This is a genomic window from Propionibacterium sp., assembly GCF_047719395.1.
Classification (GTDB): Bacteria; Actinomycetota; Actinomycetes; order Propionibacteriales; family Propionibacteriaceae; genus Propionibacterium.
Map to the genome: position 1 here is coordinate 20,487 of NZ_JBDNTB010000031.1, position 10,942 is coordinate 31,428.

Consider the following 10,942-nt stretch of genomic DNA (forward strand, 5'->3'; position numbering starts at 1 on the left):
GGTGACGGCGCTTGCGTGTGGCCACGAGTCCTGCACCACCAAGAGTCATGACTGCCGCGAGGCCGGCCAAGGTACCAATTCCGGAGGCACCGGTACCAGGCAGTCCCGAGGAGGAGTTCGAGTTGTCAGGTGAACTGACGACAGTGCCGGATGTGGACAAACCACTTGAAGTCCTGTTCGAGCTCCCAGTTGATCCGCTGATCGGGTGCAGGGTGGGCACAGTGACCGAGGGAAGACTGATCGATGGTGCAGAGGGCAAGCTGAGCGACGGCAGGGTCGGAAGCGTAGGCAATGGCAGGGGCGTCAGTGACGGCAGGGACGGCGTCGTCAGTGACGGCAGGGACGGCGTCGGAAGCGATGGCAGGGACGGCGTCGGAAGCGGCGACAGGCTGAAACTGGGCAGGGACGGAAGTGTGATCCCTGCGATCGGCGGCAACACCGGAGTGGTGAGCGTGGGGTCGATCACGACCGACCCCGGAGTCGAGTTGAGTTCCACCTTCACCACAAGGCCGTCAACACCGATGGTGACCCTGGCATGCTGTGCGACGGTGATGCCTTTCTGCACACCATCGGATCCATCTGCCATCGAGATGCCCGCAGCCGCAGCGGCAGCGGCCAGCACGACACGGCGCTGCAATGGGGTGAGGGTGGGGAATGAAGAGCGGAGCTGATCTTCCGCACTGGCTGGGACATTCTGGGCGTACGCGGTCATCCAGGAATCGACAGTGGCCTGTTGCTCCGTCGACGTCTGTGTTGTCGTGCTCGCGGTGGGAGTAGCTGAGGACGTCGTGGGTGTCGCGGACGAAGTCGTGGATGAAGCTGAGGACGTCGTGGGTGTCGCGGAAGGTGCGGCAGAGGTCTCTGCCGACGCCATCTCGAGCAGAGGTGATCCCACTGCCAGCACGCTGACGGCAACTGTCGCCACAGCAGCACGCCCGAGCGCCCGCTTTGTACGATGCATAAACATCCTCCCACTGGAGTCCCCATGACAGACTCCTGCAAACAGCAAATCCATTCGGATAATATCTTATGAATGAGCTGAGAAGGATGGTTACCGGTCTCCTCTCAGTTCTCCTGACGTTGAGCATGGGCACTGTCCGGGAGCGCCCCGTGGTGGTCAAGGATTCCGGGCTCGCTGGGGGCCTTCGTGGAGCACCTGCTGACGGGGAAATCGAGAACGCCCCATCCTCTCGAAGAGCGCGCCAGAACAGATCCCTTCCTTGGGTGTCCTGACCTCGACCGTTGTTGATTCGGTCGATGGTGTTGCTCTGTTGATGCCGAAGTGGGCTCTGTCTGGGTGTCCTTCCCCGGGAGGTCGTGAACGCGGGCTGAGGGGCCTGGCGCCGGTGCCGGTTGGGGTCTGTGCTGGTTGTCGTGATGGAGCCAGCTGGCTTCCCACCGTGCTCGTGGCCCAGGTGCTCAGGTCCCCTCCGCCTCCACGGTGGTCTCGAGCGCGTTCCTCGTGAACTGGTTCAACAGGCCTCCCGGACCCACCAGACTCACACCTTGGTCTCTGACCTGGCCGAGCAGCTGCTCGGCCAGGCCCTTCCTATCGATGATCTCTCCGGTCACGGGATCGGTCATCGCTTCATCCGCCGTCTCGGTCGCATCAGACACGGCCATCTCATCCCGAATCAGACCGGACCAACACACCGTAATTCAGACAGTCCCGTCAGTGACGACGGTGCTTGCGTGTGGCAACAAGACCGGCACCGCCGAGAGAGACGGCTGCCGCCAGTCCGACGAGGGTGCCCACACCGGACGCGCCGGTGAGCGGAAGACCGGACTTGCCGGAGGGGCCGTTCGGCTTCACGACGACGTTCGGCACAGCCGAGCTCGGGGCGGCGGAGCTCGGAGCTTGGCTCTGCGAATCAGATGGGCTCTGCGTAACGCTCGGGCTGGTGGCGGGGGTCTGGTTGGCAGCCGGGGCCGAAGATGTTTCGGTTGCTGACGGGGCGGGCGAAGTCTCAGTCGCTGACGGGGCGGGCGAAGTCTCAGTCGCTGACGGGGAGGACGAAGGCGTCTCATTGACCACAGAGGCGACCGACTGACCGGGCTCCACATTCGTCACTGTGCCCTTGTCATCGAGCGTGACCTTCGAGCTCATCGCAGCCGCAAGATTGATGCGCTGCCAGCCGTCTGAGCCATTGTCGAGTGGGTAGCCAGAGTCAATCTCGGTCGCGGCGAGTACTGCACGACGCTGGACCGAACTCAGAGAGGGGAAAGTTGTGGCAAGCAGGCTCTCCGCACCATCGGGCACGACTGGTGCCTTGCCGGCGGCGCCGACCTGCGTGAAGCCGTTGGTCATCCGGGACTGGAAGGCCTTCAAGGCACTCGTGCGGTCGACGACGGGCGCGGTGGACACAGCATCGGTGAAGTAGTTGTTGTAGCCGTGGGTGCCGTTCGCGTCGGTATTTGAGATACAGGCCTCGAGAGTAGTGCCGAGACCGTCGGCGACGCAGCGCTGGGTCAGGTAGTTCTGCAGCTCAGTCTCTGCAGGCTGCAGCACCGTGCTGAAGGTGTTGGAATCCGACCACAGGTAGGAGTTGTTGGCCTGACCGATGATTCGGCCTCCCATGATGTCCAGCGGGTAGTGCACGCCGAGAACGATGCGATTGTTCCCTGCCTCAGAAGCGCGAGTAATGATCTCGGGGCCAAGCTGTGGCAGCAACTGCGCCAGTGCGATGCCGGTGGAATAGGCCATCGTCGTGTGCCCGGAGGGGAATGCCTGTGAGGGGCCGGTGATGATGTCCTCGTACTGCGCACTGTGGGTCTTCCCGGTATTCGGATCGGTCCAGTCGGGGATTTCGTCGATATTGAGATGGGACTGCAACCCATTGAGGTTCGAAGGATTCGCCTGGCCGGTGAAGGCGCGGTCAGTCAGGAAGGGACGCGGGTAGTTGTAAACAGGCTTCGCCTCGCCGGTACCCATGGCATAGGCCTTGTTGATGGCAGCCGTGGTGCCCGGCAGCTCTCCGCTGGCCAGTCCTTCAGTGAAGTACGTGCTGAGGGTGGGCCCCAGGGCGTCGGAGTAGGTCTCCTGCCAGGAGTAGTCGGCGTCGACGAGAGCGCGGCGGGACTGGTCGAGATCGGCTGCACCGGCGTTGTTGATCGCGACAGTGAGCTGATCATTCCGGTTGAGCACGCCCTGGTCGAGCACCGTGCCACGGAAGGCAGTGTCGGCCTTGGTCGTGGCGTTGGCCGGATCGTAGGTGAAGGGCTTCCAATAGTTGGAGTAGTCCGACATCAGCGCGACGGGATCAGGCTGCGCTGTCGGGGTTTGGGCGACCACCATGGTGGTGGGGGTAGCAGGGGCTGCGGACGCCGTCTCGACCAGTGGCGAGCCGATGGCCAGGGCTGTGACGGTCAGTGCCGTCACAGCGATGCGCGGGAACGCACGTTCAATTCGATGCATGTTCATCCTCCGATTGGGGTCCTGGCACACAAGGACGCCTCACACCAGGACCAGATTCGAAGAGAAAGCTAAGAGTTGACTGTGACTTGTGCGGGTGCAGAAGATGTACACCAGACGTCCTGCGCATGAACTAAAGGGTTCTGCGAATGCGTGGGCGCGAGCTGTTGACAGTCAGATGGCCAGATCCAGGACATCATTGCCATCTTGACAAGGGCGCTCACCCGCCCGGGGACAGGACCGGGTTCCGAGGCTCGCCCGGATTCCTCTGCCATTCCCATTGTGGGAGACGCCGCTGGTGAGTGGCGGATTCAAGGCATCGTTGTTGCCAGTTGCCATCAGGGCGATCACCTGCTGCTGTGCCCGGCCGATCAGCCCACAAGTTCACGAGAACAGTTCCACCGAGCCGCCGCCCTGCCGCACGATCTTCGGCTCATCCCCTGTCAGATCGATGACAGTGGTGGGCAGCAGGCCTGCATCACCTGAGTCCAGAACCGCGTCGATGTCGTTGTCCAAGGCCTCCTTGATCTGCCAGCCGTCGTTCATCGGTTCCTCGTCGCCGGGCAACGTGAGGGTGGACGAGACGATCGGTTCGCCGAGGGTGTGGAGAAGGGCAAGTGCCGTGGTGTGCTTCGGCACGCGAACCCCCACCGTCTTCTTGCTGGGATGCTGCATACCGCGGGGAACTTCACGGGTGGCGCGGAGAATGAAGGTGTAGGGCCCTGGCGTGCACGCCTTGATCGCCCGGAATTCCCGGTTGTCCATGTCGACATAGCGACCAAGATGGGCGAATTCACTCACGACGACCGACAGATGATGTCGTTCGTCCAGTTGCCGGATTCTGCGAATTCTCTCGATGCCGGCCTTGTTGCCGAACAGTGTGCCCAGCGCGAAACCGGAATCGGTCGGATAGGCAATCAGGCCGCCGTCCCGTAACTGTGCGGCCACCTGGCCCAGGGATCGCGCCTGCGGATTGACCGGATGTACCGGGTAATAGCGAGCCATGGATAAAGATTACGGGGGGCACACCAGCCAGGCCCGCAACGTGTGGCGAGCGTGCCGGGGATTGCGGCTCATCGGGCCGCTCTGGGTACATCCGTCAGGCCATGGATCACGCAACAGGGAGCATTCATCGCGGTTGCAGATCCGCGCTGGCCTGCGCACTTACGTCAAAACGATCGATGCCGACGAGGGATACGAACTGGGTGTCCACGGTGGTGTGGGCGTTCACGGTGACGCGCCCGCTCGGCTGCACCCCTACTTCGGCCCGCATCGCCGGGTGGGCGGCTACCACCTGCTGAGCAGCCTGAATTGCTGCCGTGGTGTCCCGGTTGCCGGCGAGCCGGGACAGCGCCCAGGCATCACTGCCTGCTCGTGCTGCCTGCGCCGCCACGACCGCGGCCTCCCGCTGGGTGCTCAGCCGGGCGGAACCATCGACCGCGAGACCACAGGCCAACACGAAGGCGGGAAGACAGGAAGCCACCAGCACGCTCACGCTCATGCCGCGTTGATCAGGCACCTCGGCCCGATTCAGGAAGGTGTGGCGCACAGGATTCATCGAATGTCTCCGCATCTGGCTCTGCGTTCGTCCAGTGTGACATCCGGGCATGTCACGACGATGGGTTTCCACAGAGCAGCTTTGGGGGAAGCAGGCGAAGCGGCGAACCAGCAGTGCCCTAGGCTGAATGACGGAGGTCCGCACCCGATCGGGCCACTGTTGTCCAACACGAAAGGCACTCACTTCATGGTCAAGAAGGTCGCGCTGCTGACTGCCGGTGGTTTTGCGCCATGCCTGTCCTCGGCTGTTGCCGGGCTCGTCAAGCGCTACACCGAAGTTGCCCCGGAAACGACGATCATTGCCTATCGCTACGGCTATGAGGGTTTGCTCAAGGGTGATTCCGTCGAGTTCCTCCCCGCCGTGCGCGAGCACTACGACCGGCTCTTCGCCTTCGGCGGATCCCCGATCGGCAACTCCCGCGTCAAGCTCACAAATGTCGACGATCTCGTCACCCGCGGATTGGTCCCCGCTGGTGCCGATCCCCTCAAGGTCGCCGCCGACCAGCTCGTCGCTGACGGGGTCGATGTGCTGCACACCATCGGCGGCGATGACACCAACACCACCGCGGCCGATCTGGCCGCCTACCTCGCTGCGCATGATTACCCGCTGACTGTCGTCGGCCTGCCGAAGACGATCGACAACGACATCGTCCCGATCCGCCAGTCGCTGGGGGCTTGGAGCGCCGCCGACCAGGGCGCCAGGTTCGCCGCCAACATCATCGCCGAGCACAACTCGGCACCGCGCGAACTCATCATTCACGAAATCATGGGTCGTAACTGCGGCTACCTCGCAGCCGAAACCGCTCGTCGCTACCGTGCCTGGTTGGACGAGCAGGAATGGCTGCCCGAGGCAGGGCTTGATCGTCGCGCCTGGGACATCCATGCGTTGTACGTGCCCGAGGCGAAGATCGATCTCGATGCCGAGGCCGCACGTCTGAAGGCAGTGATGGACGAGGTCGGAAACATCAACCTGTTCATCTCCGAGGGCGCAGGTGTTCCCGACATCATCGCCAAGCTCGAGGCCGAGGGTCTCGAGGTGCCGAAGGATGCCTTCGGCCACGTGCAGCTCAACCAGATCAATCCTGGTGAATGGTTCGCCAAGCAGTTCGCCGAGAAGCTGGACGCGGGCAAGACGATGGTGCAGAAGTCGGGCTATTTCGCCCGTTCCGCCAAGTCGGACCCCGAAGATCTCGAGCTCATCGCGAAGACGTGCGACATGGCTGTTGATGCGGCCCTCGCCGGCACACCCGGTGTGATCGGCCAGGACGAGGAGGCCGGCGACAAGCTGTCCGTCATCGACTTCCCGCGGATCGCCGGGCACAAGCCCTTCGACATCACGCTGCCCTGGTTCACCGAGCTGCTGTCCGAGATCGGCCAGCCGGCCCCGGTGGCTGCCTGAGTTGGCTGTAGTAGGAATTCACCGGCCCGCGACATCATCTGGATGCCGCGGGCCGGTGACGTTTCGGCCCGATCGGGTGTCAACCCTCCGGCGGGGAGATGAATGGCGCAGGAGAGGACCGATCCGAGATTTCTCGGATTCGCCGTCATGAGCTGCGCACCAGCCCTTCGGCACATCAGGATTCGGGCCTACCTTGGGGCCATGACGGCTCTTGACAATGTTTCTGCACAGATCCAGATCAGTCCTTCAGTCAGCATTCCGCAGCTGGGCTTCGGCACCTTCCAGATACCGCCGCAAAATGCTCAACAGGCCGTGGAATCGGCTCTTGAACTCGGCTACCGGCACATCGACACCGCATGCGCCTATTACAACGAAGCAGAAGTCGGCGCGGCCATCCGCGCGAGCGCTCTTCCCCGCGATGAGATCTTCGTCACCACAAAATTGCGCAATGCCGATCAAGGGCGCGACGAGGCAAAGCGCGCTTTCGATGCGTCATACAAGGCTCTTGGTCTGGACAAGATCGATCTCTATCTCATCCACTGGCCGCTGCCATCCAAGAATCTCTATGTCGACTCCTGGAAGGTCCTCCTGGAGCTGCGCGACCAAGGTGTTATTCGCGCCGCTGGCGTCTCGAATTTCCTCCCGGAGCACCTCGAACGGATCATCACAGAGACCGGCCAGACCCCTGCTGTGAACCAGTTGGAGGTGCATCCGCGCTTCTCCCAGCCGGATGTACTCGCGGTGTGCAGGCAGCACGGCATCACGGTGGAGTCGTACTCGCCGCTGGGCCAGGGCGCCGATCTCACCGATCCGGTCATCACCGGAATCGCCGGCAAGGTGGGCGCAACCCCGGCTCAAGTGGTGATCGCCTGGCACCTCAACGAGGGCCGTATCGTCATTCCGAAGTCTGTTCACGCCGAGCGGATGAAGGAGAATCTCGCCGCCGCCTCCATCCAACTGTCACCCGAAGATCTCCAGGCGATCGATGCGCTGAATTCCCCGGAGGGACGCATTGGCGGCGATCCGGCCACATTCGCCTTCTCCCAGGCGCGCGAGGACGAAGCACGACGAAACAACGGGCTCAATGAATAGCTGCCGAACACAAAACGGTTGCGTCCTCCTCACCCGGGTCAGGTGGACGCAACCGCCATGCGGGGCTCTGTTCAGCCATTTCCAGGGGGACCCCTTCGGCCTGGCTTCGTCCAAAATGGCGAAACGTCGTGGGTGGATTGGACGCCATTCCCCTGGCGGAGCTTGTACTTTCTGGGCCGTCCCGTCCCTCCTGTCCTGAAAAACTGACGCTGCTGGACCCGTCACCGGGCTGACTGGGATCTTTGTAGTATCAAGCCATGAAACTCAGTGATGCCTTGGTTGATGCCTTCAACGCCCAGATCACGCTGGAACTCCAGTCCAGCATTGACTATCGTCAGCTCTCCATCGAAGCTGATGCCCTCGGATATGTCGGAACCGCGACTTGGTTTCGCATCCAGTCCGGCGAGGAAGTGACTCACGCCGAAAGGTTCATCGCTCATCTCGACGCCCGGGACAATCATGCGGTGATCGGTGCTCTCACCTCTCCGGCATTCGACACTGCACCGACTTTCCTCGACCTTTTCAAGACTTCCCTTGCGCAAGAAATCAAGGTCTCCACTTCGATCCGCAACCTCGTGCATGCCGCCGAGGAAGCCGGAGATCTGGATTCCCGCCCGCTGCTCGACGGTTTCCTCAGCGAGCAGATCGAGGAAGAATCCACCGTGCGCGACATCATCACGCGCATTGAACTCGCCGGTTCCAAGGGTCCTGGCCTTCTCATCATCGACGGACAGCTCGGCCACCGCGGCTGATCGCAGTCCTCTCATCTCTCAGGGAACCTCCGAATCGGATGTGGCTTGTCAAAGAGCCACTCCGGCACGGAGGTTCTCGTGTCCCATGACGGCGCTTCGCAGGTGGACTGACATCGGCCGGCTGGAGGTCGAGCAACCTCCCACCTGCTCTCCGCTGGGCATCTGAACGATCTGCTCGCTTGAAGCCGAGGGAGGGGAGGCGTGAACCATGGGACCCATGTATTGGGCACGCACCGTAAGAGAACGGACGTCCCGACCATCACTCGAAGGTGGCCGGGGCGTTCGTCTGCTATGGCTGCCGCTGCTCCGCGGTCGCCTTGCGCCTGGCACGCATCGCGTGCACCAGCAGCGCCGCACCGACTCCAACCATGATGGCACCCACCACCGCGGCCCCGCCGAGGACTGTCAGCGCGCCGAGCAGCACGAGCAGCACCCCGGCCACCACCATGACGACGGCGCCAGCCTTGCCGGTCTTCGCCATGCCTTGGGCTGGGCGTTCTGGGAGTGCGGTCGGCATCATCCGCCGCTGAGTCGTATAGGACAGGCCGGGTGCCAAGTGGACGGTCTTCCTACCGCGTGTGTTCGCTGTGAACGGCCCTTCGTGGGCGGACATCGACACGCCCGACTTCGACAAGTTCAACCACAGATGCTTACCGAAGCTGACCCGCCGCCTGTACCGAAATCCCATGCTCGGAGCGTAAGCCCAAGGCGCCGACAGCCGCAGGGAACCGGCGTTGCTGCGCCCTGCATGTCCCCTCCCCGACCCCCGGGCACCCATCGCGCACGCGTGTGGCTAGTCCTGGTGGAACCATGGCCGGGAGTCGTTGTCGTGCTGCTCGAGCTGCCCGCTGAGCTCGTCGATCAGGTCGTTGGGCCTGCTGCTTGGTGATGTGCCAGTTGGTTTGCCCGGCGAGTCGTCGGGTGAGCTGCCCGACGGTGAGGTCCGCCTGCTCGGCGGGCCAGTCGATGCCGTATCGTTGCTGGTTCAACGTGTTGGTGATCCGCTGGGCCAGGAGGTGGCCGATGCCGCCCGTTGGGGGCGTTCCGGGGTGATTCTGGGGAAGATCCAGCACTGATCCCGCACAGTCGTTGTGCTGCTGGATTGTTTGCCCTTGTGGGAGGTGCTTTGGGTTGGCTCCCCGGACTGGACTCGAACCAGTAACCCTCTGATTAACAGTCAGATGCTCTGCCAATTGAGCTACCAGGGATTAGCTGTCACCGAAGTGCCAGCGCGAGAAGAGACGTTACCAGTGATCACCGAACAAGGGAAATCGGTGGTGCTCGGACTCACTACTCGTATTCGCGCTTGAGGTTCTCGGTCTCGGCGGTGGCGACTCGGCGCACCTCGGGGTCTGCGAGATCCGTGCGGCCGATCGGCTGGACCATCCAGCGCAGATCATCTGCCCGTGCTGGATTACGTCTCCCAGAGATGACGATGGTGCCCAGCTCCCCCGGTATCTCGAAACGCTTCTGGACGACGATCGACGCCTGGATCCGCTCTATGAAGACCCCCGGCAGTTCGGCAGGATCGCCCAACTGGACCGATTCGCGGGTTCCGTCGAGCAGAGACCACCGCAGTGTCGTGCTGGGCGCGTCCCAGCCACCGTTGAGGATCTCGTCCCAGGGAACCACCTGCCAGCGGCCCTCGCGGCTGACAGCCATACAACCCCTCGTGGCCACGACGAGCGCCCCGTCTCCGCGTGCCACTGCGAGAGGATCCACTGCCTTGCCGACCGCAGCGTCGAGGCCGGTCAACTCATCAGGTTCGAGGAGGCTACGTCCTGTGGATCTGCGGAAGAAGCTTCTCATACAAGCATTCTCGTCATCATCACCACGACCTGCATGGGACTCGCCCACTCGTGGGTGCTCGCATCAAGGCGTACCGCTCCAGTGTTGGGCTTGGTGGCGACTTGCGGTGTGCCCAGTTCACCTCAGGCCGCCTGGTCGAGTGCGAACGTGCGGCCTCGTCGCAGTGCCCTGCGTTTGATCCGATAGATCCCTGAGACGCTCAGGCCCAGCAGTTCACTGATTTCGGACAGTGTTCTCGCGGTCTCCCCGTTCAGGCCGAAGTACAGCGTCAACACCCGCACCTCATCTGCCGGCATCCGCGACAGCCAGCTGAGATCGTCCTCCATCTCTGGTGGTTCACTGGGTACGCTGGCCAGCCTCTCCGCCTCCACATGGGCGCGCTGGGGCGATTGCAGCGCTTGGCGGATCGCGTCCGCCTCGAGTCCCAGGGATGCGGCCAGCTCCTCGACGCTTGCTTGACGACCGAGCCTCATCGTGAGTTCGGCACGGCTCCGTTCGAGCCTGGCCGCGCGTCGAGCATGGTTGAAGTTTGCTGTCCCACAACTACGCCCGGCCACGGCGGCATGGGCCACTCGCCGCGCGATGATGCGCCATGCGTAGGTGCTGAACCGCCAGCCGAGGGCGTAGTCATAGGCCACGATGGCTTCGATCAGCGCAGCGCGGCCTTCGTGCTGGACCTCTTCGTAGTCTGCCGGGCTTCCCCGGCACCAGCGTTTCACCAGCACTGTGACCATGCCGAGATTCGTCTCCACGAAACTGGCCCATGCCTGCTCGCCATCCGCGACGAGCCTCTGGAGTTCGGTTTCTGTGGCGCCGCACGGCCGCTGTCCTGTGGCAAGTGCATGCCCGGCGTACAGGCCCACCTCAATGGGGCTCATCCCAATCGAGGGTGTAGTTGGGGTCTGAATCCGCCTGTCTCGA

11 protein-coding genes and 1 tRNA gene are annotated in these 10,942 nt (G+C 63.0%); 4 read left to right on the top strand and 8 right to left on the bottom strand.

The genetic code is table 11. From position 1 onward, the window contains the following. The first annotated feature begins 47 nt into the window (after positions 1–47). Positions 48–671, top strand: coding sequence for a hypothetical protein (locus ABF648_RS07010; RefSeq protein ID WP_415631586.1), 624 nt, complete (start codon positions 48–50; stop codon positions 669–671). Between the two features lie 748 nt (positions 672–1,419). Here ABF648_RS07010 and ABF648_RS07015 read toward each other — a convergent pair. From ABF648_RS07015 to ABF648_RS07030, 4 genes are all read right to left on the bottom strand, one after another. Then, positions 1,420–1,617, bottom strand: coding sequence for a hypothetical protein (locus ABF648_RS07015; protein WP_415631587.1), 198 nt, complete (start codon positions 1,615–1,617; stop codon positions 1,420–1,422). Between the two features lie 55 nt (positions 1,618–1,672). Further along, on the bottom strand, positions 1,673–3,415 hold the full coding sequence (locus ABF648_RS07020; protein ID WP_415631588.1) for a phosphatase PAP2 family protein: 1,743 nt from the start codon (positions 3,413–3,415) through the stop codon (positions 1,673–1,675). A gap of 381 nt (positions 3,416–3,796) precedes the next feature. Further along, positions 3,797–4,417: an L-threonylcarbamoyladenylate synthase gene (locus tag ABF648_RS07025; protein ID WP_415631589.1), complete on the bottom strand. Its 621-nt coding sequence runs from the start codon at positions 4,415–4,417 to the stop codon at positions 3,797–3,799. A gap of 124 nt (positions 4,418–4,541) precedes the next feature. Next, positions 4,542–4,970 (bottom strand): hypothetical protein, encoded by a 429-nt coding sequence (locus ABF648_RS07030; RefSeq protein ID WP_415631590.1) that lies wholly within the window; start codon positions 4,968–4,970, stop codon positions 4,542–4,544. Between the two features lie 186 nt (positions 4,971–5,156). Here ABF648_RS07030 and ABF648_RS07035 point away from each other — a divergent pair, with 186 nt between their 5' ends. The 3 genes from ABF648_RS07035 to ABF648_RS07045 all read left to right on the top strand — a co-directional run bounded on the left by ABF648_RS07035 (position 5,157) and on the right by ABF648_RS07045 (position 8,212). Continuing rightward, entirely contained in the window at positions 5,157–6,368 is a 1,212-nt protein-coding gene (locus ABF648_RS07035; RefSeq protein WP_415631591.1) for a pyrophosphate--fructose-6-phosphate 1-phosphotransferase, read from the top strand. Positions 6,369–6,569: 201 nt separating this feature from the next. Next, positions 6,570–7,460, top strand: coding sequence for an aldo/keto reductase (locus tag ABF648_RS07040; RefSeq protein ID WP_415631592.1), 891 nt, complete (start codon positions 6,570–6,572; stop codon positions 7,458–7,460). Between the two features lie 257 nt (positions 7,461–7,717). Then, entirely contained in the window at positions 7,718–8,212 is a 495-nt protein-coding gene (locus ABF648_RS07045) for a ferritin (RefSeq protein ID WP_415631593.1), read from the top strand. A gap of 289 nt (positions 8,213–8,501) precedes the next feature. Here the strand turns inward: ABF648_RS07045 and ABF648_RS07050 are convergent, their stop codons facing one another. The 4 genes from ABF648_RS07050 to ABF648_RS07065 all read right to left on the bottom strand — a co-directional run bounded on the left by ABF648_RS07050 (position 8,502) and on the right by ABF648_RS07065 (position 10,899). Then, positions 8,502–8,900, bottom strand: a complete 399-nt coding sequence (locus ABF648_RS07050) for a DUF4236 domain-containing protein (protein WP_415631594.1) — start codon at positions 8,898–8,900, stop codon at positions 8,502–8,504. 444 nt (positions 8,901–9,344) lie between these two features. Then, positions 9,345–9,420: transfer RNA gene (locus ABF648_RS07055), tRNA-Asn, on the bottom strand. A gap of 82 nt (positions 9,421–9,502) precedes the next feature. After that, positions 9,503–10,021 carry a hypothetical protein gene (locus ABF648_RS07060; protein WP_415631595.1) on the bottom strand — a complete coding sequence of 173 codons (519 nt, stop codon included), beginning with the start codon at positions 10,019–10,021 and terminating at the stop codon, positions 9,503–9,505. A 122-nt stretch (positions 10,022–10,143) separates the two neighbouring features. Next, complete coding sequence (locus tag ABF648_RS07065) at positions 10,144–10,899, bottom strand: sigma-70 family RNA polymerase sigma factor (protein WP_415631596.1); 756 nt, start codon at positions 10,897–10,899, stop codon at positions 10,144–10,146. Between the last annotated feature and the right edge of the window lie 43 nt (positions 10,900–10,942).

What these genes read in the sequence shown, in the direction of transcription:
- ABF648_RS07045 (WP_415631593.1), top strand. Translation starts at nt 7,718, where the DNA reads ATGAAACTCAGTGATGCCTTGGTTGATGCCTTCAACGCCCAGATCACG.
- ABF648_RS07020 (WP_415631588.1), bottom strand. Translation starts at nt 3,415, where the DNA reads ATGCATCGAATTGAACGTGCGTTCCCGCGCATCGCTGTGACGGCACTG.
- ABF648_RS07040 (WP_415631592.1), top strand. Translation starts at nt 6,570, where the DNA reads ATGACGGCTCTTGACAATGTTTCTGCACAGATCCAGATCAGTCCTTCA.
- ABF648_RS07030 (WP_415631590.1), bottom strand. Translation starts at nt 4,970, where the DNA reads ATGAATCCTGTGCGCCACACCTTCCTGAATCGGGCCGAGGTGCCTGAT.
- ABF648_RS07050 (WP_415631594.1), bottom strand. Translation starts at nt 8,900, where the DNA reads ATGGGATTTCGGTACAGGCGGCGGGTCAGCTTCGGTAAGCATCTGTGG.
- ABF648_RS07025 (WP_415631589.1), bottom strand. Translation starts at nt 4,417, where the DNA reads ATGGCTCGCTATTACCCGGTACATCCGGTCAATCCGCAGGCGCGATCC.
- ABF648_RS07035 (WP_415631591.1), top strand. Translation starts at nt 5,157, where the DNA reads ATGGTCAAGAAGGTCGCGCTGCTGACTGCCGGTGGTTTTGCGCCATGC.
- ABF648_RS07010 (WP_415631586.1), top strand. Translation starts at nt 48, where the DNA reads ATGACTGCCGCGAGGCCGGCCAAGGTACCAATTCCGGAGGCACCGGTA.
- ABF648_RS07065 (WP_415631596.1), bottom strand. Translation starts at nt 10,899, where the DNA reads ATGAGCCCCATTGAGGTGGGCCTGTACGCCGGGCATGCACTTGCCACA.
- ABF648_RS07060 (WP_415631595.1), bottom strand. Translation starts at nt 10,021, where the DNA reads ATGAGAAGCTTCTTCCGCAGATCCACAGGACGTAGCCTCCTCGAACCT.